28 protein-coding genes are annotated in these 26,863 nt (G+C 64.6%); 14 read left to right on the forward strand and 14 right to left on the reverse strand.

Features of this window, described 5'->3' with window-relative positions:
* Positions 1–40 precede the first annotated feature (40 nt).
* A complete protein-coding gene (locus N551_RS0112240) occupies positions 41–745 on the reverse strand; it encodes a hypothetical protein (RefSeq protein WP_027567223.1) in 705 nt (234 codons plus the stop codon).
* Between the two features lie 135 nt (positions 746–880).
* Between N551_RS0112240 and N551_RS0112245 the strand changes: the two genes are divergently transcribed.
* Positions 881–2,017 carry an AI-2E family transporter gene (locus tag N551_RS0112245; RefSeq protein ID WP_035961299.1) on the forward strand — a complete coding sequence of 379 codons (1,137 nt, stop codon included), beginning with the start codon at positions 881–883 and terminating at the stop codon, positions 2,015–2,017.
* A 6-nt stretch (positions 2,018–2,023) separates the two neighbouring features.
* Here the strand turns inward: N551_RS0112245 and N551_RS0112250 are convergent, their stop codons facing one another.
* The 6 genes from N551_RS0112250 to N551_RS0112275 form a co-directional block, all read right to left on the reverse strand.
* Complete coding sequence (locus N551_RS0112250; protein WP_027567225.1) at positions 2,024–2,320, reverse strand: antibiotic biosynthesis monooxygenase; 297 nt, start codon at positions 2,318–2,320, stop codon at positions 2,024–2,026.
* Positions 2,321–2,422: 102 nt separating this feature from the next.
* Positions 2,423–2,659 (reverse strand): hypothetical protein, encoded by a 237-nt coding sequence (locus N551_RS0112255; RefSeq protein WP_027567226.1) that lies wholly within the window; start codon positions 2,657–2,659, stop codon positions 2,423–2,425.
* Positions 2,660–2,716: 57 nt separating this feature from the next.
* Positions 2,717–3,949: a diguanylate cyclase gene (locus N551_RS0112260; RefSeq protein WP_027567227.1), complete on the reverse strand. Its 1,233-nt coding sequence runs from the start codon at positions 3,947–3,949 to the stop codon at positions 2,717–2,719.
* A gap of 229 nt (positions 3,950–4,178) precedes the next feature.
* Positions 4,179–4,658 carry a 30S ribosomal protein S9 gene (gene rpsI, locus N551_RS0112265; RefSeq protein WP_007603485.1) on the reverse strand — a complete coding sequence of 160 codons (480 nt, stop codon included), beginning with the start codon at positions 4,656–4,658 and terminating at the stop codon, positions 4,179–4,181.
* 1 nt (position 4,659) lies between these two features.
* Positions 4,660–5,124: a 50S ribosomal protein L13 gene (rplM, locus tag N551_RS0112270; RefSeq protein WP_007603484.1), complete on the reverse strand. Its 465-nt coding sequence runs from the start codon at positions 5,122–5,124 to the stop codon at positions 4,660–4,662.
* A 158-nt stretch (positions 5,125–5,282) separates the two neighbouring features.
* Complete coding sequence (locus N551_RS0112275) at positions 5,283–5,711, reverse strand: PaaI family thioesterase (RefSeq protein ID WP_007603483.1); 429 nt, start codon at positions 5,709–5,711, stop codon at positions 5,283–5,285.
* Between the two features lie 86 nt (positions 5,712–5,797).
* Between N551_RS0112275 and N551_RS0112280 the strand changes: the two genes are divergently transcribed.
* The 4 genes from N551_RS0112280 (at position 5,798) to N551_RS0112300 (ending at position 9,208) form a co-directional block, all read left to right on the forward strand.
* Complete coding sequence (locus tag N551_RS0112280; protein ID WP_027567228.1) at positions 5,798–6,622, forward strand: enoyl-CoA hydratase; 825 nt, start codon at positions 5,798–5,800, stop codon at positions 6,620–6,622.
* Between the two features lie 119 nt (positions 6,623–6,741).
* The gene (locus N551_RS0112285; protein WP_027567229.1) at positions 6,742–7,326 is read left to right on the forward strand and encodes a CoA-binding protein; all 585 of its coding nucleotides are present in this window, start codon (positions 6,742–6,744) and stop codon (positions 7,324–7,326) included.
* 138 nt (positions 7,327–7,464) lie between these two features.
* The gene (locus tag N551_RS0112295) at positions 7,465–8,745 is read left to right on the forward strand and encodes an O-acetylhomoserine aminocarboxypropyltransferase (protein ID WP_027567230.1); all 1,281 of its coding nucleotides are present in this window, start codon (positions 7,465–7,467) and stop codon (positions 8,743–8,745) included.
* A gap of 118 nt (positions 8,746–8,863) precedes the next feature.
* Positions 8,864–9,208 carry a hypothetical protein gene (locus tag N551_RS0112300; protein WP_027567231.1) on the forward strand — a complete coding sequence of 115 codons (345 nt, stop codon included), beginning with the start codon at positions 8,864–8,866 and terminating at the stop codon, positions 9,206–9,208.
* Positions 9,209–9,221: 13 nt separating this feature from the next.
* On the opposite strand, the gene N551_RS0112305 is transcribed toward N551_RS0112300, so the two are convergent.
* A complete protein-coding gene (locus tag N551_RS0112305) occupies positions 9,222–10,304 on the reverse strand; it encodes a COX15/CtaA family protein (RefSeq protein WP_027567232.1) in 1,083 nt (360 codons plus the stop codon).
* A gap of 93 nt (positions 10,305–10,397) precedes the next feature.
* On the opposite strand from N551_RS0112305, the gene N551_RS0112310 reads away from it, so the two are divergent.
* Complete coding sequence (locus N551_RS0112310) at positions 10,398–10,619, forward strand: DUF2842 domain-containing protein (RefSeq protein WP_007603477.1); 222 nt, start codon at positions 10,398–10,400, stop codon at positions 10,617–10,619.
* Positions 10,620–10,641: 22 nt separating this feature from the next.
* Here N551_RS0112310 and N551_RS0112315 read toward each other — a convergent pair whose 3' ends face one another.
* The gene (locus tag N551_RS0112315) at positions 10,642–11,685 is read right to left on the reverse strand and encodes a polysaccharide deacetylase family protein (protein WP_027567233.1); all 1,044 of its coding nucleotides are present in this window, start codon (positions 11,683–11,685) and stop codon (positions 10,642–10,644) included.
* 127 nt (positions 11,686–11,812) lie between these two features.
* Between N551_RS0112315 and N551_RS0112320 the strand changes: the two genes are divergently transcribed.
* Complete coding sequence (locus N551_RS0112320; RefSeq protein ID WP_027567234.1) at positions 11,813–12,994, forward strand: GNAT family N-acetyltransferase; 1,182 nt, start codon at positions 11,813–11,815, stop codon at positions 12,992–12,994.
* Between the two features lie 183 nt (positions 12,995–13,177).
* Here the strand turns inward: N551_RS0112320 and N551_RS0112325 are convergent, their stop codons facing one another.
* Positions 13,178–15,442 (reverse strand): exopolysaccharide transport family protein, encoded by a 2,265-nt coding sequence (locus N551_RS0112325; protein WP_027567235.1) that lies wholly within the window; start codon positions 15,440–15,442, stop codon positions 13,178–13,180.
* 203 nt (positions 15,443–15,645) lie between these two features.
* Between N551_RS0112325 and N551_RS0112330 the strand changes: the two genes are divergently transcribed.
* The 3 genes from N551_RS0112330 to N551_RS0112340 all read left to right on the forward strand — a co-directional run bounded on the left by N551_RS0112330 (position 15,646) and on the right by N551_RS0112340 (position 19,793).
* On the forward strand, positions 15,646–16,779 hold the full coding sequence (locus N551_RS0112330) for a glycosyltransferase family 4 protein (RefSeq protein ID WP_027567236.1): 1,134 nt from the start codon (positions 15,646–15,648) through the stop codon (positions 16,777–16,779).
* A gap of 120 nt (positions 16,780–16,899) precedes the next feature.
* On the forward strand, positions 16,900–18,450 hold the full coding sequence (locus N551_RS0112335; RefSeq protein WP_027567237.1) for an undecaprenyl-phosphate glucose phosphotransferase: 1,551 nt from the start codon (positions 16,900–16,902) through the stop codon (positions 18,448–18,450).
* An 86-nt stretch (positions 18,451–18,536) separates the two neighbouring features.
* A complete protein-coding gene (locus tag N551_RS0112340; RefSeq protein ID WP_027567238.1) occupies positions 18,537–19,793 on the forward strand; it encodes an O-antigen ligase in 1,257 nt (418 codons plus the stop codon).
* Here the strand turns inward: N551_RS0112340 and N551_RS0112345 are convergent.
* Positions 19,762–20,238 (reverse strand): MarR family winged helix-turn-helix transcriptional regulator, encoded by a 477-nt coding sequence (locus N551_RS0112345; protein WP_051462695.1) that lies wholly within the window; start codon positions 20,236–20,238, stop codon positions 19,762–19,764. The two genes, N551_RS0112340 and N551_RS0112345, sit on opposite strands and share 32 nt — an antisense overlap.
* Before the next feature lie 146 nt (positions 20,239–20,384).
* Between N551_RS0112345 and N551_RS0112350 the strand changes: the two genes are divergently transcribed.
* Positions 20,385–21,581 carry an FAD-dependent monooxygenase gene (locus tag N551_RS0112350; protein WP_027567240.1) on the forward strand — a complete coding sequence of 399 codons (1,197 nt, stop codon included), beginning with the start codon at positions 20,385–20,387 and terminating at the stop codon, positions 21,579–21,581.
* 96 nt (positions 21,582–21,677) lie between these two features.
* Here the strand turns inward: N551_RS0112350 and N551_RS0112355 are convergent, their stop codons facing one another.
* The 3 genes from N551_RS0112355 to N551_RS0112365 are packed head-to-tail and all read right to left on the reverse strand — an operon-like array spanning position 21,678 to position 24,466.
* Positions 21,678–22,862 carry a trans-acting enoyl reductase family protein gene (locus tag N551_RS0112355; RefSeq protein ID WP_027567241.1) on the reverse strand — a complete coding sequence of 395 codons (1,185 nt, stop codon included), beginning with the start codon at positions 22,860–22,862 and terminating at the stop codon, positions 21,678–21,680.
* A 14-nt stretch (positions 22,863–22,876) separates the two neighbouring features.
* Positions 22,877–23,659, reverse strand: a complete 783-nt coding sequence (locus tag N551_RS0112360; RefSeq protein ID WP_027567242.1) for a DUF169 domain-containing protein — start codon at positions 23,657–23,659, stop codon at positions 22,877–22,879.
* Positions 23,660–23,716: 57 nt separating this feature from the next.
* Positions 23,717–24,466 (reverse strand): YdcF family protein, encoded by a 750-nt coding sequence (locus N551_RS0112365; protein ID WP_197031131.1) that lies wholly within the window; start codon positions 24,464–24,466, stop codon positions 23,717–23,719.
* 183 nt (positions 24,467–24,649) lie between these two features.
* On the opposite strand from N551_RS0112365, the gene N551_RS0112370 reads away from it, so the two are divergent.
* The 3 genes from N551_RS0112370 (at position 24,650) to N551_RS0112380 (ending at position 26,541) form a co-directional block, all read left to right on the forward strand.
* Positions 24,650–25,591, forward strand: coding sequence for an acetamidase/formamidase family protein (locus N551_RS0112370; protein WP_027567244.1), 942 nt, complete (start codon positions 24,650–24,652; stop codon positions 25,589–25,591).
* Positions 25,592–25,791: 200 nt separating this feature from the next.
* Entirely contained in the window at positions 25,792–25,989 is a 198-nt protein-coding gene (locus N551_RS0112375) for a hypothetical protein (protein ID WP_007603456.1), read from the forward strand.
* 72 nt (positions 25,990–26,061) lie between these two features.
* Positions 26,062–26,541: a GcrA family cell cycle regulator gene (locus tag N551_RS0112380; RefSeq protein ID WP_027567245.1), complete on the forward strand. Its 480-nt coding sequence runs from the start codon at positions 26,062–26,064 to the stop codon at positions 26,539–26,541.
* Positions 26,542–26,863: the final 322 nt, after the last annotated feature.

A 26,863-nucleotide genomic window follows, 5' to 3' on the forward strand; every position in this document is an offset into this window, starting at 1 on the left:
ATGGAACAAATTCAACAGAAGGGTACGCGGGACGGCAATGCTATTTTCGCGCAAATGCCTCCCGGGCCACGATCGCGCCGCCAAGGGGCAGGCCGGCGGTCTTCAGTGCGGTCGCCGCCGGGTCGCCCGGCGCAGCCAACCAGGGCAGTTTCGTTTCGATTCCGCGCGTCACGGACTCCCCGAGCGCGCCACCGAAATCGATCGGCCAAAGCCCGTTGGGCACCATTTCGGCGGTAACGCCACGGAGTGCATAGCCGTCGCCCAGGACCGCCTCCGCATGGTCGCCGGCGACAAGGCGCGCCGTCGCAGGGTCCATGGGATCGCCAAAGCTCACCAGCACGGGCATTAGGTCCCCCTGCACCGCGACGACGCCGGTCTGCCGGCTGAGCTCGTTGAACGAGACACGGTTGCCTCGCGCGGCGCCATAAGCGCGGAGCGCGACATAGTTGATGTCGTCGAGATCGAGCTTCGCGCCCTGCTGATGCGCCAGCAATGCCACCACATTCTTTCCCCGGCCGAGGTCGACGAACACAGCCTCGCCGCGCATCGTGGTGCGGCCGCCCCGGCTATAGCCGCGATCGGGCACGACGGACAGAATACCGGAGCCGGACTTGACGCCTTCGGGCGTCGTCACCTCGACCGTGAGGCGATATTTGTGGCCGGGCCGGTTGATCCGGATCTGGTCGCCAATCACGAGCACGGCCAAAAGCCCGAGCAGACCCACCCATTTGCTGATGAAACTCAAGCGCGCCCCACCTGTTCTCTCCTCGTCGGTCTGCACCGTTCACACGGCAGCGTCAAACCAGCGCGTTGACGCGGTCTTGATCAAAAGCGTGTTTGTCGAAAGACTGCCCCCGGTCCACCTAAAGGACATTGCGTGATCACATTCCCGGATGAACGACCCCCGACCCGTTTTGATCTGGCTTGGGGCATTTCGGTCGGCGGCATCGGCGTGGTGCTGTTCGCCGTGCTGCTCGCGTTCTCCTGGTACTTCGCGACCACCCTGCTCCTGATCTTCGCCGGGGTGCTGCTGGGCCTTGGGCTCAACGCGCTGACCAACGCGCTTGGCCGGCATGCGCGTCTGCCGCATACGCTGCGGCTCGCGATCGTCTGCTTGGCCCTCGCGCTGATGCTCGCGGGCATCGCATATCTCGGCGGCGCCACCATCGCCGATCAGGCGGCGGGGCTCAGCAAAACCATCAAATCCCAGATCGGCAACGTCAAATCATTCCTGGACAATCACGGCATCGACACCAGCTTCTTCGAATTCGGGAGCTCCGGACCCGATTCGTCTCCCGACGCGCAACCGGAGCCGACGCCGTCGGCCGGCACGACGTCGCGCGGGGCAATACCCGGCGCAGGCGCCCTTGCCTCCAGCGGCGGGGCGATCGTGAGCCAGACGTTCAAGCTGCTGCTTGGCACCATCCACGGCGTGGGAAACATCTTCATCGTGCTGTTTCTGGGAGTCGCCTTCGCCGCCCAACCCAGCGTCTATCGCGAGGGATTGCTGTTCATCGCGCCTGCAAAACATCGCGCGCGCGCGGCCGTCATCATCGACCGCGTCAGCGAGACACTTGAACGATGGCTGATCGCACAGATGATCGTCATGCTCGCGGTCGGCGCGGTAACCTGGATCGGGCTCGTCGTCATCGGCATCCCCGGCTCGTTCATCCTGGGGATCCAGGCAGGCCTGCTCGCCTTCATCCCGACCGTCGGCGCCATCATCGCCGGCGTCGTGGTCGTGCTGGCGAGCCTCGCCTCGGGATGGATTCCGGCGCTGTCGGCCTTTCTCCTCTTCATGGGCGTCCACGCCATGGAGAGCTACGTGCTGACGCCCCTGCTGCAGCGGCAGGCACTGGACATTCCGCCGGCCACGCTGTTCGCGTTCCAGATCCTGCTCGGCGTCGTGTTCGGGATCTGGGGTCTGGCGCTGGCGCTGCCACTGGTCGCCATCGCCAAGGTCGTGATCGACCACTTCAAGACGTATGAAGCGCCGCCTCTGGCGGAGGCGGCCTGAGCCGCCTCAGGTGGTGAGCACGGTTTCGGTGTGCTCGACCTCAGGGGGTGCCGCAAAATACTGGCCGACGAGGCCGCGCCATTCGGTGAAATTCTCGGAGCCGCGAAAATCGACGGTGTGGTTCTCGAGCGTTTCCCACTTCACCATCAGACGATAGCGCTGCGGCTTCTCGATCGACTTGTGCAGCTCGAAACCATGGAAACCCTTGGAGCGGCCGAAAGCGGCCTTGGCCTTGGCGACGGCGGCCTCAAAGTCCTTCTCGTTGCCCGGCTTGACGTCGATTTGCGCGATCTCGGTGATCATCTGTTTCCACCCATTTTTGTTCGATGGGCGTGTCTACCGCAGCCCGCGACAAAGAAAAAGGCGCCGAAACGGCGCCCTGCCCGGTCCAAAAATGCAGATCACTCAGGCAAGCAGCAGAGCTGTGCCCGCCACGATCAGCGCACAACCGGCGAACAGCGCAAGCGGCCAGTAATTGCGGCCTTGCGTGTAATGCCCCTGGGCGCGGCGCTCGGTGATCAGCGCGCTCTCATACTCGTCCGCGGTCGAGAACAGGCAGGCGAAGCCGCCGCGTGCCGAAGTCGCCGCGGCTTCGAGCGACATCAGGGCGGTCTGCGGGTTCTGTCGACGGATCGATTCCATGACCGCAATGGTAGGGATCGAATGGTAAACAGGGGATTACCGCAAGGCCTCCGTTGCCTAAGCTGTCGCCGTCTGCGCCTTGGACTGCGTGTTGGAGACGCCGATCCGTGCGGCGCTCTGGCGGCGCCAGTTCTCCAGCGACAATGGCAGCTCCTCCGCCGCCTCGACGCGGTTACGGCCGCCGCGCTTGGCCTGGTAAAGCGCGGTGTCAGCCGAGGCCAGCAGCACTTCGAGTTCGGTGCCGGCCGGACCGCCCGCGACGCCGATGCTGACGGTGGTGTCGACCGGGCCCTCATCGACGACGACCCCGGAGGTCTCGAAGGCTTCGCGCACGCGCTCGGCCACCAGCACGCCCTCCTCCAGCGAACACGGCAGGAGGGCGGCGAACTCCTCGCCGCCGATGCGACCCGACATGTCGCTGATGCGCAGGTTGCTGACGACGACGGTCGAGAACAGTTTCAGCATCTCGTCGCCGGCGGGATGGCCGAAGCGGTCGTTGATCGACTTGAAATGATCGATATCGAAGATCATCACGGTCACGGGACGGCCGGCCTTGGCCTCGCGCTCGATCACGCGTCCGCAGGCTTCCGAGAAGCCGCGGCGGTTGAGCATGCCGGTCAGCGGATCGGTGGACGCGGCGGTCCGGTGCGCAGTGACCGTGCGCTCGGACACCAGCATGAAGATCACGAACACGGTGCCGACGGCATAGAGCACGAGCTCGACCGCGAACACGGTGACCCAGATGCTGTTGGAGAAGCCGGCATCGTTCGGGCGCAGGAAACTGCCGAGCAGGATCGGCAGCATCAAGACGCAGCCGTGCATCACCGGGACCACGAAGGCCGGCCAGCGCCGTTGCAGGCTCTTGCGCCGCTCGACCCAGAGCTCGCTCGCCGTCAGCGCCGCATAGACCGAGACGATGCCGGCGCCGACGATCATGCGCAGCATGGACGCCGCGGGATCGAGCAGCGTGGCGGCAGCGGTCCAGGCGAGCGCGCCGACCAGGAGACCCGGCCAGTTCGGCTTGCGGCCATGAAAGACGCGCGCCGCATTCCACACCATGCCGCAGGCGACGAAGCCGACTGCGTTCAGCGCAAGGTAAAGATGCGGGCCCAGCCTGTCGCCAGCCGCCGTCCAGAGCGCGACCGATGCGGCGCCGAGGAGATAGGCGGTGCCCCACCATTTCAGCGCAGGGCTGTTCTCCTGCCTTCCGAAAAATACCATCATAGCGCCGAGCAGTGCGGCGACCATGGTGGCGACCAAATAGAGCGTGATGCTATCGAGCGACATCATGTCGGCCCCCTTCTAGACATAGCAGTTACGCGATCGGCTCCACCGATTTGCGCGCCCTTCCAAATGCGACGCTATGTCTCGCGGGTTCCATTCAGGTTTTCATGCGAGCCCAAGTTTTCAGGAAACACGCCATCAATTTGCATACAAACGAACAGCAAAAAGGGCGCTGAAATCAGCGCCCTTTTGCATCTCATTGAAGCCGCTTTCGCGGCGAATGCGACCGAAGCGATTAACGCTTCGAGAACTGGAAGGACCGGCGGGCCTTGGCCTTGCCGTACTTCTTGCGCTCGACCACGCGGGAGTCGCGGGTGAGGAAGCCGCCCTTCTTGAGCACGGTGCGCAGCTCCGGCTCGAAATAGGTCAGCGCCTTGGAGATGCCGTGACGGACGGCACCGGCCTGGCCGGACAGACCGCCGCCGGCGACGGTGCAGATCACGTCATACTGGCCCGAGCGCGCGGCCACGGAGAACGGCTGCTCAATCATCATACGCAGCACCGGACGGGCGAAATAGACCTCGACCTCGCGCGCGTTGACCGTGACCTTGCCGGCGCCCGGCTTGATCCAGACGCGGGCGACCGCATCCTTTCGCTTGCCGGTGGCATAGGCGCGGTTGAACTTGTCGACCTTCTTCTCGTGCTTGGGCGCGTCGGGCGCGGCCGCCGTCTTGAGCTGCGAGAGCTGGTCGAGCGACTGGATGGATTCGGCCATGTTATGCGGCCCTCGTGTTCTTGCGGTTCAACTTGGCGATGTCGATCTTCTCGGGCGTCTGGGCCTCGTGCGGATGATCGGCGCCGCCATAGACGCGGAGATTGCCCATCTGGACGCGACCGAGCGGGCCACGCGGGATCATGCGCTCGACGGCCTTCTCGAGCACGCGCTCGGGATGCTTGCCCTCGAGGATCTGGCGCGCGGTGCGCTCCTTGATGTGGCCGACATAACCGGTGTGCTTGTAATAGGTCTTCTGCTCGCGCTTGCGGCCGGTGAGAACCGCATACTGCGCGTTGATGATGATGATGTTGTCGCCGCAATCAACGTGCGGGGTGTAGGTCGGGAGGTGCTTGCCGCGCAGGCGCATGGCGACGATGGTGGCGAGACGGCCGACGACCAGACCCTTGGCGTCGATCAATACCCACTTCTTCGTCACCTCAGCCGGCTTTGCCGAAAAGGTTTTCATGTCAGAGTTTCCGTGGACGGGGAGCATCGGCGCGAACACCGCACCGGACTGGGCGGGTTTCTAGAGAACGGGGGCGCCGCGGTCAATGCCCAAAGGCGTAATTTACATGTGCAATATCAATTGCTTAGAAATATGGTATTAACATACCCGCAAAAAGCTCAAACGTTTGGAATGGAATAGGTCGAGGTGACATGCGCAATCGGGTCGGGCGAGGTACCGGACAACAACTTCACCTCGCCGACTGCAAGGCGCTTCCCGAGCTTGAGCAGCCGCGCCTCCGCCAGCACGTCCTGCCCGGGTTGCCCCTTGCGCAGGAAGTTGATGTTGAGATTGGTGGTGACGGCGAGCCCGATCGGCCCGATTGCGGACAACAGCACCACGTACATCGCGAAATCGGCGAGTGCCATCAGGGTCGGGCCGGACACGGTTCCGCCCGGCCGCAGCATCTTTTCGCTATAGCGTTGACGCAAAAGGCAGGCCTGACCGTCCGCGCTCTCGATCGTGATGTCGTCGCCGCTGAAGGCCTGGGGAAACTCGTTGCGGAGGAACTGCTCGAGCTCCGCCACGCTCATTTTCGCTAACGCCATGCTACCCCTCACCCTCGCTTCACGTCCCCTGTTACATTAAGTTATCTGCGTCATCCAATCGCAATAATCCAATCGGAAACGCTTTGATGTCCGTCCAGGCCGCCCGCGTCCCCTCCCCGCAACCACCGATCCTGCTGCGCGAGACCGTGGGCCTCATCGCGGTCCTGACCCTCAACCGCCCGGCCGCCCGCAACAGCCTGTCGGCGGCGATGATCGCAAGCCTGCATGCCGAGCTCAACGAGATCCGGGACGACAAGTCCGTCCGCGGGGTCGTGATCGCGGCCAACGGTCCCGCCTTCTCCGCCGGCCACGACATGAAGGAGCTGACCGCGCGCCGCACCGACCCGGACCGTGGCCGTGCCTTCTTCGCCGAGATGATGACCGCCTGCAGCGCGATGATGCAGGCGATCGTGCACCTGCCCAAGCCTGTGGTCGCATCGGTCCAGGGCATTGCGACCGCCGCGGGCTGCCAGCTCGTGGCAAGCTGCGATCTCGCGATCGCCTCGGAAGCAGCACACTTCGCCACTCCCGGCGTCGACATCGGCCTGTTCTGCTCGACGCCGATGGTGGCGCTGTCGCGCAACGTGCCGCGCAAGCAGGCGATGGAGATGCTGCTGACGGGCGAGCCGATCCCGGCCGCGCGCGCCCGCGAGATCGGACTCGTCAATCGTGTCGTCGCGGCCGGCACTGAGCGCGCTGCCGCCATTGCGCTCGCCGAACAGGTCGCGCTGAAATCCGCCTATACCGTCAAGCTCGGCAAGGAGGCGTTCTATCGCCAGGCCGAGATGAGCCTTGCAGACGCCTATCGCTATGCGGCAGAGGTGATGACCGACAACATGATGGCGCGAGACGCCGAGGAAGGCATCGGCGCTTTCATCGAGAAGCGCACGCCGACATGGCGGGACGAGTAATTCGTCATTGCGAGCGAAGCGAAGCAATCCAGAAATCCCTCCTCGGAGGCAGACTGGATTGCTTCGTCGCTTCGCTCCTCGCAATGACAGCGAAAAGATGAGCCCGAAAAGATAAGCCAATGAACCACGACGCCTATCCCGACAATTACATCCGGGGCATCCTCAACAACGTGAAGTCGATCGCGATGGTCGGCGCTTCGCCTGTCAACGTGCGGCCAAGCTATTTCGCGTTCAAATATCTGGCCCAGCGCGGCTACGACATGATTCCGGTCAACCCCGGCCATGTCGGCAAGGAGCTGCTCGGAAAACCCTTCGTCGCCTCGCTGTCCGACATCGGCCGTCCCGTCGACATGATCGACATTTTCCGCAACTCCAGCCACATCATGCCGGTGGTCGAGGAAGCCCTCACCCTCGATCCGCTGCCGATGGTGATCTGGATGCAGCTGGGGGCGCGGGACGATGCGGCGGCGCTGAAGGCGGAATCGGTCGGTATCAAGGTGGTGATGAACCGCTGTCCCAAGATCGAATATGGCCGCCTGTCGTCGGAGATCTCCTGGATGGGCGTCAATTCACGCACGCTGAGCTCCAAACGCGCCCCGGTGCCGACGCAGGGCATGCGCTTATCCCTCAATCGGATGAGTGTCGGCGGCGGCGACACCGCGGCATCGGACCGCGCCGCCAAGAACAAGAGCGAGCAAAGCTGACGCAATTGCGAAGGTTTCATTTCGCGAACGCGACAATGCGTAGCACGATCGTTCCGATGTGAAGCCGCGCCTTGACGGCAGCCGCGGCGCCAATCAGCATGCCGCGCGATTTCAGACCACGAGAACAGGACGCCCTCAATGAGCGATCGCCTTCCGGGATTTTCGACCCTCGCCGTGCATGCCGGTGCACAGCCCGATCCCACCACCGGTGCGCGCGCGACTCCGATCTATCAAACGACATCGTTCGTCTTCAACGACGCCGACCACGCCGCCTCGCTGTTCGGCCTGCAGGCGTTCGGCAACATCTATACCCGCATCGGCAATCCCACCAATGCGGTGCTGGAAGAGCGCGTCGCGGCGCTCGAAGGCGGCACGGCCGCGCTTGCGGTGGCCTCGGGCCATGCCGCGCAGGTCGTGGTGCTACAGCAATTGCTCCAGCCCGGCGACGAGTTCATCGCCGCGCGAAAGCTCTATGGCGGCTCCATCAACCAGTTCACGCACGCGTTCAAGAGCTTTGGCTGGAACGTGGTGTGGGCCGATCCCGACGACATCGCGAGCTTCGAACGCGCGGTCACGCCGCGCACGAAAGCGATCTTCATCGAGTCCATCGCCAATCCCGCCGGCAGCATCACCGACATCGAGGCGATCTCGACGGTGGCGCGCAAGGCCGGCGTACCGCTGATCGTCGACAACACGCTGGCCTCGCCCTATCTGATCCGTCCCATCGACCACGGTGCCGACATCGTCGTGCACTCGCTGACGAAATTTCTCGGCGGCCATGGCAATTCGATCGGCGGCATCATCGTCGATGCCGGCACCTTCGACTGGTCGACCGGCGGCAAATATCCGATGCTGTCGGAGCCGCGGCCCGAATATCACGGCATCCGGCTGCAGGAGACGTTTGGCAATTTCGCCTTCGCGATCGCCTGCCGCGTACTCGGCCTGCGCGACCTCGGACCGGCGCTCTCGCCGTTCAACGCCTTCATGATCCTCACCGGCATCGAGACATTGCCGCTGCGCATGCAGAAGCACTGTGACAATGCGAAAGCGGTCGCCGAATTCCTCGCCGGCCATCCGGCGGTGGCCGCGGTGAACTATGCGGGCCTTGCAAGCGACAAGTACAACCAGCTCGCGCGCAAATACGCGCCGAAGGGTGCCGGCGCCGTGTTCACTTTCAGCCTGAAGGGCGGCTACGATGCCGGCGTCAGCCTGGTGTCGAAGTTGCAGCTGTTCTCGCATCTGGCCAATGTCGGCGACACCCGCTCGCTCGTCATCCATCCAGCCTCGACCACGCACAGCCAGCTCGACGACGCCGCCAAGGTCAAGTCCGGCGCCGGTCCGGACGTGGTGCGGCTCTCGATCGGCATCGAGGACAAGGAAGATTTGATCGCCGATCTGGAGCAGGCGCTGGGCGCGTAGCTGTCGTGGTCATTCCGGGGCGCCTGAGCGCCCCGGAATATGGCTCCAGTTAACAGTCATTAACCATATCTGCCGCATACATCGTCCCTGGATCACCCCTTTTGATTCGGAGCCGACGATGCTGCGCTGGATGGTGCCTGCCCTTGCGGCGATGCTGACGGTCTCAGCTGCGGTTGCGGCCGATTTGCCGGCCACGCCGAGGCGGCGGGCGGCCGCTCCGCCACAGGAGCCGCCGCAGGTCTATGTCGAAACCGATCCGGATGCGCTGATCTCGCCGGCCTATGGCATCGGCAGCTACATTCGCAATTTGCCGGGTACGCCACTACTGCCGGGCTCGCATACGCTGCCGGGCTATTACGGCCGCCCCTGGGACTACGATTACCAGGGCGGGTATTACGGCGGGAAGCAGGTCGATTATTTCTGGCGCCTGCCCTATTCGTGCGGCATCTACGGCTATTGCTGAAGAGCAGATCCGATCAGCTGGCCTGACCGACGGGAACGGCGCGCGGCTGCGCGTCGGTTGCGCCACGCGTCGCGAGCCGTTCGGTCTGCATCACCGCAAGCGTCAGCACCAGGATCGCGACCGCCTGATGCGCGAGCGCGAGATCAATCGGCACCTGGTTGAGCAGCGTGAGGATGCCGAGCACGCCTTGCAGGCTGACCGCGCCCAGCAGCAAAAGCGCGCCGCTCGCCGCAGACCCCGCGCGTGAACGCACCGCATCGAACGCGTGCAACGCCGCCAGCGCGAACAGCGCATAGGCCGTCATGCGGTGCTCGAACTGCACCGTCAGCACATTGTCGAACATATTGCGCCACCACGGCGTCTCGAACCACAGCCGCTCCCCTGACGGAATGAACGCGCCGTCGATCTGCGGCCAGGTGTTGTAGGCGCGGCCGGCGCGCAAGCCCGCAACCAGCGCACCGAAATAGATCTGGATGAAGGTCACGACCAGGAGCAAGGCGCTCGTGAAGCGCAGCCGCGAGGGTGCTGCGATCGGCGGACGCTCGGCAAGCCGCCGCACCGTCCAGACGATGCCGGCGAAGATCACGAGCGCGAGCACAAGATGCGTTGCCAGCCGATATTGCGACACCTCGACGCGTTCAGACAGCCCCGAGGCCACCATCCACCACCCTACCGCGCCCTGGAGCCCGCCGAGCCCGAACAACAGCCACAACCACCGCTTCAACTCGCCGGACAGGCCGCCGCGCCAGAGGAAAAACAGGAACGGCAACAGATAGGCGACGCCGATGAAACGGCCGAGCAGCCGGTGGCTCCATTCCCACCAGAAGATCTCCTTGAACTCGGACAGGCTCATGCCGGCGTTGAGCTCGCGATATTGCGGGATCGTCTTGTAGGCCTCGAAGGCCGCCGTCCACTGCGCTTCCGAGAGTGGCGGAACGCTGCCCGTGACCGGCTTCCATTCGACGATCGAGAGTCCGGATTCCGTCAGCCGCGTCGCGCCGCCGACCAGCACCATCAGCGCGATCAGCGCAGCCACTGAGATCAGCCACCAGCGCACGGCGCGATGCGGCTCGGTGGGGGCGGAAATCGGCGTCATTCGAGGCAAAACCAGAGCTTGAACCGGACTGCGTGCCCCTTATAGTCCCCCGCTTCCGCAGCGCAAGTTACGTGAAAGCCGCGACATTCCGTCATGACGATCCGCACCCGCAAGTTCCTCGGCACCATCCTGCTCCTGGTGCTCGCCACCGTCTGGGCCCTGCTCGGCATGGCGCTGGCGCAGATGCCCTGGATTGCCGAATCCGGCTGGCGGCAGGCAATCTATTACGTGGTGGTCGGCATGGGCTGGGTGCTGCCGGCCATGCCGATCGTAAGCTGGATGCAGCGGCCCGACCGGGCCAAGTCGAGTTCGTAGCGCGTCCAGTTCGTTGCGCCTTCTACGTCGCGGCTGTGCCGGTCGGCTTCACCGGCGCAAAAGCAACCCCCGACACCAGCACCCGCATGATGCGCAGCGAGCGCACCCGGCCATCCCAGGAAATGCGCGGCAACGCGCGCAGATTGGTGCGTCCCTCCGCGTCCACGACGCCCGGGATCGTCGTCACCGCGCTGGCAAAGCCGGCCTCCTCCGCCATGATGACATGGCTGCGCCGGAACGAGGCGCGATCGCCGAACGGAAAGGCGAGATGCCGGATGTCGCGAGCGAAGGCCGCTTCCGCCACCGCCTTGCCCATCGTCATCTCGCGCAGCGCGGCGGCATCCTTCATGTTGGCGAGAACGGGATAGTTCACGGTCGCACTGCCGATCGTCACCAGCGGGTCGGCCGCAAGCCTCGCCAGATCCTCCCAATTCACCGATGCCTTGCGTGAGAGCGCGGCAAGGTCGACCCGGTAGCGCGCGCAGAGGTCTGCGATCGCGGCCGACACATCCGCCGGCGGCAGCGAGCGCAGCCAGGCCTCGACGAACGAAAACAGCGCCTGCTTCTCGGCGTTGCCAGTCACAGTAAAGCGCTGCTCCTTCTCGCCCATCATCAGGCTGACACGGCTCTCGCGCGCGATCACCTGTTCGAGTCCGAGCCACCAGGCCTCACCGACGCCGTCGGGAAACGCCGTGGGCACATAGATCGTGAAGGGCACGGCATGGCGCGCCAGCACCGGATAGGCAAAGTCGATCAGGTCCTTGCCGGCGCCGTCGAAGGTGAGTGCCACGAAGCGCCGCTGTTCCGACAGCGTCACCGCGCGCCGGCAGACCTCGTCCATGCCGAGAAAATCATACTTCCACCGCTTTAGCGCGCGAATGGCGCGATCGAGGAAATGCGGCGTGATCTCGTTTTCGCGCAGCGGCTGAAACCCGCCGCGCCGCCTCGGCCGCACATGCGCAAAACGCAGGATGGCGCCGGCACCACGACTGCGCAGCGCAGCCTGCCCTGTGAACCAGGTCAGCTCAAGGCGCAGCCGTTCCAGCCATCTGTCGTCGGATGCCAATGTCCCACCTCGCGCCCGTCGGCGGCCGTTTCCCCTCTTATAGTCATTACTCTTTGTTGACACTTCTTTGCAAAGGTCGGCCACAGGCCGAATTACGCATATTTTTGATTTCTCGACAGGTTCGCGAATGACCATGGCTGCGGCGATGCAAAGCCGGACGGCAGAATTGCCAGCGCGGTCGAAAGCGGGCCGCATCGCGCATGTCGATATCGTGACCGATCTCGGCGCGGCCGAGGCCGCCTGGCGCGCCTTCGAGCAGCCCGGCCACCTCTTCACGCCCTATCAGCGATTTGATCTGCTCAGTCCCTGGCAGCGTCTGGTTGGCGAGCACGAACGCGCCCGCCCTTTCATCGTCGTGGCCCGCGACGCCGAGCATCAGCCACTGCTGCTGCTGCCGCTCTCGCTGCGCCAAAACCACGGCGTCCGCACGGCCTGCTTCATGGGCGGCAAGCATACGACCTTCAACATGGGCCTGTGGAACGCCGAATTTGCAGCGCTGGTCACCATCGGCGATCTCGACGCGCTGCTTGCGCCGCTCGGCGAGCATGCCGACGTTCTCGCACTGACGCAGCAGCCGCTGCACTGGAACGACCAGCAGAACCCGTTCGCGCATTTGCCGCGCCAGAGCGCGATCAACGGCTGCCCGCTGCTCACGATGGAACCGGGCGGTCCGCCGGCATCGCGGATCAGCAACTCCTTCCGCCGCCGCCTCAAGAGCAAGGAGAAGAAGCTCCAGGCGCTCGCCGGCTATCGCTATCATTTGGCGACCACCGATGCGGACATCACCCGCCTGCTCGACTGGTTCTTCCGTGTCAAGCCGGCGCGGATGGCCGAACAGAAGCTTCCCAACGTCTTCGCCGAGCCCGGCGTCGAGCCATTCGTCCGCAGCGCCTGCCTTGCGCCACGCGGTGACGGCCGCGCCATCGACATCCATGCGCTCGAATGCGACGACGAGGTGATCGCGATCTTCGCCGGCGCCGCCGACGGCCAGCGCTTCTCGATGATGTTCAACACCTACACGATTTCCGAGCACGCCCGCTACAGCCCCGGGCTGATCCTGATGCGTTACATCATCGACCGCTGCGCCGAGCGCGGCTACCGCTCGCTCGACCTCGGCATCGGCTCGGACGAGTACAAGCGGATGTTCTGCAAGGACGACCAGGACATCTTCGACAGTTTTGTTCCGCTGACGTCACGCGGAAAGCTCGCGGCCATGGCGATGTCCTCGCTGAGCCACGGCAAGCGGCTGGTGAAACAGAACCAGATGTTGTTCGACCTGGCGCAGCGGCTGCGGCGGGCGTTCGGGTAGCTCTCGCCATTGCACGACTGCCCTCCTTCTCCACTTGTGGGAGAAGGTGGCGCGAAGCGCCGGATGAGGGGTTGTATCAGCAAATCAAAATGCGAGAGGCACGCGCGGAGAGAGACCCCTCACCCGTCTCGCCGCTATCGCGGCGAGCCACCCTCTCCCACAGGGGGAGAGGGTAAGAAACGCCTACGCCGCCACGACCCGTGGCGCATCCCTCGCATCCGACGGCTGCACGGACCTGCTCAGCATCGTCACTTCGCTGAAGCCGACGGCGCCGAGCTGCTCGCACATCAGCGCGCGCGCATCCGGCGTCATCGACGCCTCGGGTACCACGACGGCGCGGGCATTCGCCGTCAGGAGCTCGGCCGGAAGGTCGGAGGCACTGCCGGCATCGAGCAGCACGTGGTCGTAGGCGCGCAGCAGCGCGTCGATCGCGAGCGTCACGCGCGGCGACTGCAACAGGCTGCGATCGAAGCCGGGGCGGCCGGCCATGACCAGATGCAGCCGCGAGACCTTGTCCCGGGTGATGATCTGCGCGAACGATGCCTCGCCCTGCATGAGCTCGGCAAGGCCGGGGGCCGAGGCATCGACGGACACGGCGGCCATGGTCGGCGAGGACGCGGCGAGATCGACCACGACGACCCGCGCGTCGCGCGCCAGGTGCCGGGCCAATGTCAGCGCCGACAGCGTGATGGCGTCGCCGGTCGCAGTGCCGAGCACCGTGACTTTCTTGGCCATGGCCCCGGCGGCGCGCAGGCTGTCGGCCAGCTGTTCGATCTCCGCGAATTCGGTGACATCGGCGTCAGCCGTCATCTCCGGCTGAAGCGGCGCGGGTTCTGCCATGACTGGATCGACGAAGGGCTCGACCACCACCGGTTGGACGATCTGTTCCTGGCGAGCCGACGCCCGCGCGAGCGCTGGCGCGAACACCGCTACCGCCCGGGGCGCGGTCTGGCGCAACAATTCTCCGGTGACGACGACGCCGGACGAGAGCAGCAGTGTCGCGATCGTCGCGATCAGCACGATCGGCAGCTTCTTCGGATAGGCCGGCGTGTTCGAGACGACGGCGCGCGAGATGATGCGGCCATCCGTCGGCGCGGTGTCGATGGTCTCGCGGGTGTTGGCTTCACGGTACTTCGCGAGATAGGTTTCGAGCAGGTCGCGCTGCGCCTTGGCCTCACGCTCGAGGGCGCGGAGCTGCACGTCCTGGCCGTTGGTGGCCGTCGCCTGCTTCTTGAGCTGCTCGAGGCTTGCGGACAATTCCTGAACGCGGCCGCTGGCGGCGCGCGCATCGTTTTCGAGCGTGCGGGCGAGCTTGGCGGCCTCGTCGCGGATCTGGGTGTCGAGGTCGGCGAGCTGCGCCTTCAATTCCTTGATGCGCGGATGGTTGCCAAGCAAGGTCGACGATTGCTCGGCTAGCTGCGCCCGCAACGCCACGCGCTGCTGGGAGGGCGTGCGCATCGATTCCGAGTTCAGCACTTCGGACGATTCGATCGGCTTGCCGCTCTGGATCATCTCGCGGATCAGGCGCGCCTTGGACTCGGCGTCGGCCTTGAGTGCGCGCGCATTGTTGAGCTGGGTGTTGACCTCGCCCATCTGCTGGTTCGACAGCGTCGTGTTGTTGGTGCCGACGAACAGGCTCGACTTGGAGCGGAAATCCTCGGCCTTCGCTTCGGCCTCAGAGACATTCCGTCGCAGCTCGTCGATCCTGCCGGCATACCACTGGCTGGCGTTTCGGGCCTGGTCCTGACGCGCATCCTGCTGGAGCACGAGATAGCCGTCGGCGATCGAATTGGCGACGCGCACGGCGAGATCTGGATCGGCAGACTGGAATTCGATCACGATGACGCGCGACTTGTCGACGGCGTAGGCCTGGAGGCGCTCGTAATAGGCGTCCAGCACGCGCTCTTCGGGGGTCATCGAGAACGGATCGCGGCCGATGCCGATCAGCGCCGCAAGCGACTTCAGTGGCGAGATGCCTTGCAGCACCGGATCGAACTCGGGCCGCTCCGCAAGCTTGTTCTTCTTGATGATCTCGCGCGCGAGATCACGCGACAGCACGAGCTGCACCTGGCTGGTGACGGCTTCGGCGTCGAGCGCCTGCCGTTCCTCGGCGCGATCACTGTTGGGGCGCAGAAACACATTCTCGCGGCCGTCGATCAGGATGCGGGATTCGGACTTGTAGCGCGGCGTGATGAGATTGACGATCGCGACTGATGCGACCAGCGCCAGCACCGTCGGCACGATGATCCAGCCGCGCTTGCGCGCCAATGCCGCACCGAGCGCGTGCAGGTCGATGTCGCCGGATTCGACTGGCGCCGGCCGAGGAGCAACGGACGCAGGCTTCGCTTCAATGCTGGGCTCGAGTTCGGCCCGCTTGGCTGCGACCTTCGAGACAGCCCGCTCGACCACCGCCTTGTCCTTGCCGGCACGCCAGAACGCTAAACGCATCGAACACTCCCGCAGGCGCAACGCCACGAACCTACCTCAACCGGGGCGATTACACTCCATTAAGGTTGCCGCTGGGTTAATCGTGGCGTGCGGCAGCTCGCGCGTGCACGTCCGTCACCGTTTGTTAACCACGAGGGCTCTTAATCCGTCTCGATATTTCGTGAGATTGTTCGAGCATTCGCCGTCGAGCGCTGGTTTTGATCATGCCCCCCTCTCCCGACCAGCCGCTTCGCATCCTGCACGCCGTGCGCGCTCCGGTCGGCGGCATCTTCCGCCACATCCTCGACGTCGCCAACGGTCAGGTCGATCGTGGCCATCATGTCGGCATCCTCGCCGACAGCCTCACTGGCGGTGAGCGCGCCGACAAGGCCCTTGCCGAGCTAGCACCGCGGCTGAAGCTTGGCGTGCACCGGATGGCGATCCGCCGCGAACCCTCGCCCGACGATGTCCTGGTCTGGTTCCGCTTGCGGCGCCTGATCGCCACGCTCAAGCCCGACGTGATGCACGGCCACGGCGCCAAGGCCGGCGCTTTCATCCGCATGCGGCGGCGATCCGACGACACCATCCGCATCTACACCCCGCATGGCGGCTCGTTGCATTATCCCCTCAACACCCTCAAAGGCGAATTTTACGCGCGGCTCGAGCGTGCGCTGATGGACGCGACCGACCTGTTCCTGTTCGAAAGCGCGTTTGCCCGCGACACCTATCAGCGCATCGTCGGCAAGCCGAAGGGCGTGGTGCATTGCGTCTTCAACGGCGTGACGCCGGAGGAATTCGAACCTGTCGTCATGGCCGACGACGCCACCGACCTCGCTTATGTCGGTGAGTTCAGGCACATCAAGGGCGCCGATCTGCTGGTCGACGCGGTGGCGCGCCTGCACGAGGGCGGCAAGAAGGTCACACTGACGCTCGGCGGCGACGGCGAGGAGACCGCGGCGCTGAAAGCGCAAGTCGAGAGGCTTGGCCTCTCCGGTGCCGTCCGCTTCATCGGTCACGTCAAGGCACGCTACGGCTTCTCCAAGGGGCGGCTGCTGGTCGTCCCGTCGCGTGGCGATTCCATGCCCTATGTCGTGATCGAGGCCGGCGCCGCCGGCATTCCGATGATCGCGTCCAAGATCGGCGGCATCCCCGAGATTTTCGGCGCGGAGAACCCGGCGCTGTTTGCGCCGAGCAACGCGGAGGCCATGGCGGAAGCGATTGCGGCCGCGCTCGACAATCCGCAGGGAACAGCGCAGCGCGCCTCGTCTCTTCGCGAGCGCATCTCCGCGCATTTCTCCCAGCAGGCGATGGTCGACGGCGTGCTCGCGGGCTATCGCAACGCATTTGCCAATCATTAACCATCCTTAAGACCGCTTTAGAGAATCTTCCGATTTGTCCGATAATCCAAGCGCCAGGGGATGCTCGCCCGGGGCGCAAGGACGTGGCCCCGCGGGTTTTTGGAATGGACGTGGACGCCCGTGGAACCGCTCAACGCACGCTCGATGCTCGATGCCGCGACCAGCGCCGCGGCGAAGCCGGCTGACCGGCCCTTTGTGGAGCGGCGTCAACGGCTCTCGCCCGCCGCGCTCGACGTCGTCAACCAGAAAGTCGCCCGCGCCTATTCACCGATCGTGATCACCGGCTTCGTACGCCTCGTCGATTTCGCGCTGCTGAGCCTCGTCGGCATCGTCCTCTATCTCGGCTATGTCATGCCGCACGCCGGCTCCTTCAGCTGGATCTATCCCGCGCAGGTCATCGCCGTCGCGGTTTCCGCCGTGGTCTGCTTCCAGGCCGCCGACATCTATCAGGTGCAGCTGTTCCGCGGTCAGCTCCGGCAGATGACGCGGATGATCTCGTCCTGGTCGTTCGTCTTCCTGCTGTTCATCGGCATCTCCTTCTTCGCCAAGTTCGGCAGCGAAATATCGCGGTTGTGGCTTGCCGCCTTTTACGTCCTCGGGCTCGCCGCGCTCCTCTGCGAGCGTCTGGTGCTGCGCTCGCTGGTGCGCGCCTGGGGGCGCGAGGGCCGGCTCGACCGCCGCACCATCATCGTCGGCTCCGACCGCAACGGCGAACAATTGGTCGAGGCGCTGAAAGCGCAGGAGGATTCCGACATCCACGTGCTCGGCGTGTTCGACGACCGCAACGACAGCCGCGCGCTCGAAACCTGTGCCGGCGCGCGCAAGCTCGGCAAGGTCGACGACATCGTCGAGTTCGCCCGCCGCACCCGCGTCGATCTCGTGCTGTTTGCTCTGCCGATCTCCGCCGAGACGCGCATCCTGGAGATGCTGAAGAAGCTTTGGGTGCTGCCGGTGGACATCCGCCTCTCCGCGCACACCAACAAGCTGCGCTTCCGTCCGCGCTCTTATTCCTATATCGGCGAGGTGCCGACGCTGGACGTGTTCGAGGCGCCGATCACCGACTGGGATCTGGTGATGAAATGGCTGTTCGACCGCGTCGTCGGCACCCTCGCGCTGCTAGTGGCCTTGCCGGTGATGGGATTGGTGGCGATGGCAGTGAAGCTCGACAGCCCCGGCCCCGTGCTATTCCGCCAAAAGCGCTTCGGCTTCAACAACGAGCGCATCGACGTCTACAAGTTCCGCTCGATGTACCATCATCAGGCGGATCCGACGGCCTCGAAGGTCGTGACCAAGAACGACTCGCGCGTCACCCGGGTCGGCCGCTTCATCCGCAAGACCAGCCTCGACGAGCTGCCGCAGCTCTTCAATGTGGTCTTCTCCGGCGATCTCTCTTTGGTCGGCCCGCGTCCGCATGCGGTGCAGGGCAAGCTGCAGAGCCGCCTGTTCGACGAAGCCGTCGACGGCTATTTCGCCCGCCACCGGGTCAAGCCCGGCATCACCGGCTGGGCCCAGATCAACGGCTGGCGCGGCGAGATCGACAACGAAGAGAAGATCCAGAAACGCGTCGAGTTTGACCTCTATTACATCGAGAACTGGTCGGTGCTGTTCGATCTCGTGATTCTACTGAAGACGCCGGTCTCGCTGCTGACCAAGAACGAGAATGCGTATTGAGTTGTGGTCTTCCGTCGTGCCCCCGCGAAGGCGGGCACCTAGCGGTGTTTGTCGGCGTATGAGTTGCGTAAACGTATGAGCGTGTGATGGCGTATGCGGCAACAGCCGGGGAGATGAATGCAGCGGTTCGCGCTGCGCCCGGCGTGCTGGCCCTTCAGCGCGCGCTGATATGGCTGGTCGGCGCCTCCGGCGCGATCGTCTTCATCGAGCCGAGCCCCTACGAGATCGTGACGCTGCTGGCCACCGTCACCTTCTTCGCCACCGGCCTGCGTCTGCGGCTCGCTTTGATGCCACTGGTGCTGATGCTGGTCCTGCTCAATATCGGCTACACGATCAGCGCAATCCCGCTGTTCGAACAGTCGGAGGTGGTCAGCTGGATTGCGACCTCCTGGTACATGGCGGTGACCGTCGTGTTCTTCGCCATGGTCACGTCGGAGGACACCGCGGCCCGGCTCGACATGCTCCGCCGCGGGCTCGTGGTCGGCGCGATGGTCGCCTCGCTGTTGGCGGTCGCCGGCTACTTCCACCTGGTTCCCGGCGGCGACGACCTCCTCACACTGTACGGACGCGCGCGCGGCACCTTCAAGGACCCGAACGTGCTCGGCGCCTTCCTGATCCTGCCGGCACTGTTCTCCCTGCAGAGCGTCGTCTCCGACAAGTTCGGCAAGGCGTTTCGCAACGTCATCGCCTTCGGCATCATGTCGCTGGCGATCCTGCTCGCGTTCTCCCGCGCCGCCTGGGGTGGGCTGGTGCTGACATCCGCCTTCATGCTGGCGCTGATGGTGCTGACCAGCCGCACCAACGCGCAACGCTCGCGTATCATCGTCATGGCGATCCTGGCCGCAGTGCTGGGCCTTGCGCTGATCGCGGTGTTGATGTCGTTCGATTCCACCGCCGAGATGTTCAAGCAGCGCGCGAGCTTCGACCAGAGCTATGACGAAGGCAGGTTCGGCCGGTTCGGCCGGCACATTCTGGGAGCGGAGATGGCGCTCGACCTGCCGTTCGGCATCGGCCCTCTGCAATTCCACCGCTTCTTCCCCGAGGACACCCACAACTCCTATCTCAACGCCTTCATGTCCGGCGGCTGGCTGTCAGGCATCTGCTATCCCGCGCTGGTCTTCACGACCGTCATCATGGGTGTCAGGCACATCTTCGTGCCGGTGCCCTGGCAGCGCGCTTATCTGGCGGTGTTCTCCGCCTTCGTCGGCACCGTCGGCGAAAGCTTCGTAATCGACACCGACCACTGGCGCCACTTCTGGATGATGCTGGGCGCGATGTGGGGCATGATCGCGGCTGCGCAGATCTACAAGGCTAGGGCTGGCGACGAAGCTTCTTCAGCTTGAGATCGGGGCGTTTCTCCGGCGGCGTGTCGAGCAGGCCCTTCAGCGCCGCGGTCGCCGCGAGCACGCCCTTGTAGCCCTCATTGGCGAAGCGCAGCAGCAGGCGCAATTCCTGGTCGGAATAGCCGCCAAAAACCTTTTCCATCGCCTGCTGCATCGGCACGTAGAACTGGCCTAGCCGTTCTATCGCCTCCGGCACGACGGCAATGAAGACCTTGCGACGATCGGCATCGTCGCGCTCACGACGCACCAGGCCCGCCTTTTCGAGCCGATCGACCACGCCCGTGATGGCGCCGGTCGTGAGCCCCGTGACTTCGGCGAGCCGGCCGGCGGTGACACGGCCTTCGAGATACAGGATGTCCATGCATTCGAGGTCGGAATTGGCAATTCCGGCAACGTTCGCAACGGTCTGGCCATAAAGCACGCCCTGCGCGGACGACCTGCGCATCGCCTCCTCGAGCTCCTGCAGCAGCGCGGCGCGCGCCTTCGTCCTTGACAAGGCAGACCTCGTATCTTAGTGGGTAGATATCTTAGTAACTAAGAGATTTAGCAACCGTAATTCTCATAGCACCACCGAAACGTCGGGAGCAAGCCATGTCCTATCGTCCCCGAAAGGCCCTCATCATCGGCGCCGGCATCGCCGGCCCCGTGACGGCGATCCTGCTGCGCCGCGCCGGCATCGAGTCCGCGATCTACGAGGCCTGGCCCTATTCGAAAGGCATCGGCGGCGGCCTTCAGATCGCACCGAACGGCATGCAGGTCATGGACGAGATCGGCCTTTCGAACGAGCTGATCAGCCGCGGCTCGGTCGCGGAATCGTTCGACTTCTATTCGCAAGGCGGGAAGAGGCTCGGCTCGATCAATCGCGACATGGCGCGGCGTTTCGGCCAGCCCGCGGTCAATGTCTGCCGCGCCACGCTGAACGAGATGCTGATCGACAAGGCCTGGTGCGCGTGCGTTTCACTCTTTTTCGAGAAGCGCCTGATCAAGATCGAGGATCGCGGCGACCAGCCGATCATCGCCTACTTCGCCGACGGCACCACGGCCGAAGGCGATTTCCTGATTGGCGCCGACGGCGTGCACTCGGTGACGCGGCGCCAGGTGGTGCCGGACGGGCCGCAACCGTTCGACACCGGACTGATCGGCTTCGGCGGCTTCGTGCCGCACGCCGTCCTCGACGGCCGGCCGATCGGCCGGCACGTCGAGACCACGTTCGGGCAAAGCGGCTTCTTCGGCTACGGCTATTGCAGTCCCGATCCGAACGACGGCGTGATGTGGTGGAGCACGCAGCCGGCGCACGGCATGGACGCGGCGATGTTCCGCGCGCTCGACCGTGCAACGCTGAAGCAGCACCTGCGCGGCTTCCACCGCGGCTGGCACGATCCGATCCCTGGCATCATCGAGGCAGCCGAGAACATCGTGGTCACCGACACGCTCGACGTCGCCACCCTGCCGACCTGGTCGCGCAAGCGCTCGCTGCTGATCGGCGATGCCGCCCATGCGACCAGCCCCCATGCCGGCCAGGGCGCCTCGCTCGCGCTGGAGGATGCGATGCGCCTCGCCCGGTTGATGCAGCAAGGCCAGGAGCTCGGCGCCACCTTCCAGGCCTTCGAGGCCGAACGGCGCCCGCGCACGGAAAAAATTGTCGCCATGGCCCGCCGCAACGGCAACAGCAAGCGCGAGTTCAGCGCCACCGGCGCGTGGATCCGCAATCAGATGATGAAATGGCTGCTGCCACTGGGCGCGAAAGGCATGGATTTCATGTACGCGTACGACGCGCGGGCGGTGTAGTGGCGAACGCTGTTATGCCCGCGAAGGGCCGTAGGATGGCAAAGGCGCAAAGCGCCGTGCCCATCATCTCTCCGCAATCGCGATAGACATGGTAAGCTAGGCCCGGGCTTCGACCTCGAACGTCAGCCCCGCATGCTCCTGCAGCCGCTTGATCAGCTTGTGCTGCATCGCCGCGCCCGGGGTCCAGAAGCCGGCTGCGACGTCGGTCGTGTCGCGCAGCATGCAGATCGCGCATTCGGAGATCATCTTCGAGGTCGAGCCGTAGCCGGGATCGCGGTCGCCGGTGACGCCGGCGCGGACCATGCGGCCATCAGGTGCGATCGCGAGATAGAGCAGATCGAACAGACCGTTTTCGCGCTCTTCCTTCGACGGCCCCTCGCCCGGCTTCGGTGCGTCGGGGCCGGTCTTGCCCGCATTGGCAGCCATCACGAGCTTGGCGTTGGCTTCGCCCTTCTCGCCGGGACCGGTCAGGACCATCTCGTCATAGACGAAGTCTTGGCCGTAGGGGAATCCCATCAGCATGTTGGAGCGGTGAACGTTGCGCGTGTTGATCAGCGCCATCATGAACGGCGCCGCCCAGGATTGCAGGTCCTCCTCGAAGGCGGCCCTGTTGCCTTTCGGCTGCTTCGGGCCGGTGAAGCCGGGCGTCAGCGCAAAATGATCGTTGAGAATGGCGACAAGGCTGAGATCCTTGGCCACCGCATCGAAGGTCGCCTTCGCGCTCGCGGCGGTGCCGCCCGAGAGCGTGCCCCGCATGTCGCGCACACGCCCTTTCACCCGCGGGGCCGGCGCGCCGAAGACACGTTTGGCCTCTTCCTGGACGAAGAACGTACCGAGCTCGAACGGCACGGAATCGTAGCCGCACGAAAATACGATCCGCGCGCCGCTCTCTTTCGCAGCCGCCTCGTACTTGTCGATCATCTGGCGCATCCAGATCGGCTCGCCGCAGAGATCGAAATAATCCGTGCCCGTGGCGACGCAGGCGGCGAGCAGTTCCTCACCATAGAGCTGATACGGGCCGACGGTGGTGATCACCGACATCGTCCGTTCCGCCATCGCCTTCAGCGAGGCCGGGTCCGACGCATCTGCGACAATAAGCTCCGTATTCCCGGGCGCGCCGATCGCATCGCGCACCGATTTCAGCTTGCCGAGGCTGCGGCCTGCCATCGCCCATTTGAGCGAATGGTCGCTCTTGTAACGCTGGGTCAGGTATTCGGCGACGAGCTGGCCGGTAAAACCGGTCGCGCCATAGACGACGATGTCGAATTTCGCAGAGCTCATGGTCGGCCTTTACTTTACTTCTTCGCGTAGCTCACGCCCATGCCGGCACGGACATCGCTTTGAATACCATAGGGCGGGATCGGATAACGCAGGCCGTTCTTCGCCAGCGCCTTCATGCCCACAACCGCCTTGGCGAGATGTTCCGGCTTCAGGGCCATCAGCATCTCCTCGTCCGGTACGCCGCCATAGCGCCGTTCGGCATAGCATGGCAAGGACAGGCTGGGCTCACCGCTCTTGAGCGCCCTGCCCCAGGAATCGGCACAAGCGGTCTCGCCGACCACGCCCCATTCGAACTTCTTGTAGCCGGTATATTGCAGCCCGTTGATCAGGATGATCATCTGCCCCGGCGTCGCATAGACGAGACAGATGTCCGGCGGATCGAGCCGGCCGCTCGACAGCGGGCTGACTGCGAGCGCCTGATATTGCCCGAACGGAACCACATCCAGCGCCTCTTGACGCTTGCGTGCGTCCTCCGCGGTGCCATGCCAGACCCCGACATAGTTTTCGCCGGCGAGCCATTTCTCGTCCTGCGGTGCAAGGCCGATCACCGCGCGGCACTGTGCGCCGACGAGATCGTCGGCGGTGATGCCGACGGTCCAGCCCAGACGCGCCGCCATGCTGACGATCTGGTCGGTGGTGTGGACCGCGTTCGGCCGCCGGATTTTCGGGATTGCCTCCATGTCCGCGGTGCGCGCGAACAGCTTCATGCCGATCACCGTGGTCTTCAGCCGCAGCAGGCTGTTGAGATCGGCGACGAGGCCGGCAAGATCGATGCTGTCTGCACTCTGCTGTTGCATGGCGTCCTCCCGGCCGGGCGTTCGCACACCGGCGCTGTTATTGCTTCTTGAACGGTTCTAGTCCTTCGCCGGTCCCGGGAGCAACTCGCCAGTCCGGCCCATCAGGCGGTAGGCGACGAGCCCGATCCATTCGCGCACGGCGACCTCGGTTCGGCCGAGCCCGTCCGTGCCGACATTGGTGAAAGAGAGGAGATCGTCACGCCCGCCCATTCGCCAGTCCACGGGATAGGCTTCGACGTCAAATCCCGCCTCGCGAAAGATCCCCATCGAACGCGGCATGTGAAAGGCCGACGTGACCAGGAGCCAGCGCTCGCCCGGCTTGGGCGCCACCAATTGTTTGGTGAAGATGGCATTCTCGTAGGTGTTGCGAGAGTCCCGCTCCAGGATCAGGCGCTGCTTCGCGATGCCCAGATTCTCCAGGATCGGCGCGGAGTAGTCGGCCTCCCGGGCGTCCGTCGAAACCAGGTTCGCGGTGCCCCCGGTGAAAATAACGCGCGTGTTCGGATAGCGGCGCGCGAGCTCGGCCGGCGCAAACAGGCGATCGGCCGCGTGCGCGACGACCGGCGTGCGGTGCGCCGCCGAAAGATCGGTGTCGACCGAGCCGCCGAGCACGATGATGCCGTCGGGCGCGCCGCGCGACGGATCCCACGGCGGGAAACGCGACTCCAGCGGATAGAGCAAAAGGTTGCCGAGCGGCGAAAACGCGGCGAGCGCCAGCAGGATCAGGGTGGCCGCGGCGAGCTTGCGGCCGAATGCGGCAAAGCGCGTCGCCATTAGCACGACCGAGACGATCCCAAGCTCGATCATGAAGTTGATCGGCAGCACCGCGGCGCCGAGGGTCTTGGACAGGACAAAAAGCAGGGGGAGCCTCGCTGGAATGATCGTGCCTGGTGCGCGCGGGCTTGACCCGCCCGTCGATCTTCAGAAAGCTTCTTGGAAGAGGATCGATTGCCTGGTCAAGCCCGGGCCTGTGAAATGGACGGATACCACATGACGCATCACCACCTGCATTCCAGCCCCGAGACCTGTCATTGGGGCTTCTTCGAAGCCACGCTCAAGCCGGTCCTCACCATGGCGAGCGGCGACGAGGTCACGGTCGACACCATCAGCGGCGGTCCGGACATGCTACCCGACCGTGGCAAGTTTCACATTCCGCCCGAGATGCACAAGGTTCACGCCGAAAACGAGCGCATGCTGCCTGGCCACATCCTCACCGGCCCGATCGCGGTCGAGGGGGCCGAGCCCGGCGACGTGCTCGCGGTCGAGATCCTCGACGTCCAGCTCCGGCAGGATTGGGGCTGGAACATGATCAAGCCGCTGTCCGGCACCCTGCCCGACGATTTCCACGAGACGCGCATCCTGAACATCCCGCTCGACCGGTCGCGGATGGTCGCCCGCATGCCGTGGGGGCTCGACCTGCCGCTCAAGCCGTTCTTCGGCGTGATGGGCGTTTCGCCGCCTCCGGCCTGGGGCCGCATCTCCTCGCTCGTTCCTCGCGCCATGGGCGGCAATCTCGACAACAAGGAGCTTGGCGCTGGTGCGACGCTGTACCTGCCCGTGTTCGTCCCGGGCGCGCTGTTCTCGTGCGGTGACGGCCACGGCGTGCAGGGCGACGGCGAGGTCTGCGTCACCGCGATCGAGACCGCACTCCAGGGCCGCTTCCGTCTGACGCTGCGCAAGGACCTCAGGCTCGACTATCCCCGCGGCGAGACGGAGACGCATTACATGACCATGGCGATGGACCCCGACCTCGACCAGTGCGTGGTGCGGGCGTTGCGCGACATGATCGTGCTGCTGGGCGAGAGGCGCAATTTGTCCCGCGAGGACGCCTATACGCTGTGCAGCCTGGCGGCCGATCTGCGGGTGACCCAGACCGTCAACGGCTCCAAGGGCATCCATTGCATGATCGAAAAGGCGATCGTGCACGGCTGAGCCGACCCGCCCTCTCCTGACCTCTCGAGGCCACGCCGCCGCCTGCCTTCTCGCGCGGCGTGTCCTGCCATGCCTGATTTCCCTCGCGATTCCAACGAGCTGACCGAGCGTCGCAGCCTGCATTTGACTTCCGCTGCCAAACCTAAATAGAGTCTTAATCGTAACTTTTATGTACCCGTGTATGAGGCTAGCGTTTAGGCATGGCCACCGAAAAAGCCGAGACTGACCGCATTCCCGTAACCTTGGCGCTCTCGACCATCACCTATCTGGAGAAGCTGGTGAGACAGGGCACCCACGGCACCAGCGTTCCCGGCGTCGCACGTACCTTGATCGAGGAAGGCATCCGTCTCGCCATCAAGGACGGGCTTTTGTCGATTCGCGACAATGGCAGAACGTGAGCGCGCGCCGAACGTGAGGCGGAGGGATCTCGAGAGGCGGATGGCCGACATCTGCAACCTGGGACCGCACCAATGCCTGTTCTCTCACCGACCTGGACGGACGAACGAATTGAACTTTTGAAGCAGCATTTCGAGGCTGGCCTCTCCTGCCGCGAGATCGCCGCCGACATCGGCGTCAGCCGCAATGCCGTGATCGGGAAGCTGTCCCGCCTCAATCTGACGCGCGGCCGGACCGTCGACGATCGCAAGGTTCACGACAGGGGCCTGGCACCGGCGCGCGCGCCGCGGACCGTCCCGCGGCTGCAATACGAGATGCTCGCCACGATCTATGGGGAAACCGGTGTGCCGATGGTCGCCGGTCCGATCGACGACGCCAATCGCTGCTCGCTGCTGGAGCTTGCCGAGAACCGCTGCCGCTGGCCGATCTCGACGCCCGGCGCCGACGATTTCTGCTTCTGCGGCAACTCCGCACCCGACGGCCAGTCCTATTGCGCCGGCCACAGCCGCCTCGCCTACCGGCCGAATTCCCGCGCGCGCGTCATGCGCGGCTAGAGCCAAGTCTTAGAGCCAAGTCCTGGAGCCATGGACCAAAACGAAAAACCTCCGGCAGGGCATTGCCGGAGGTTTCTGGAGGTTTAGCATCAAGTCAGAGCCGCAACTTTCGTCATCGGCTGAGAACTATATAGCTTAGTAACTCAGGTAAGTAAATAAATTTGGGCCGACTGAATCGCATGGCTCGTCTTCGTCGCCCGCACGGGCCGCCGGATTTTCCGAAAGCCCATCTCGCAAAAGGCCCCGCTCGTAAAAAGCCCCGGCGGTATCCCGCCGGGGCTGCGTCACATCCGAAGACCCAGTCCGAAGACCAAGTCCGAAG

It is taken from the genome of Bradyrhizobium sp. URHA0013 (assembly GCF_000518345.1).
GTDB lineage: Bacteria > Pseudomonadota > Alphaproteobacteria > Rhizobiales > Xanthobacteraceae > Bradyrhizobium.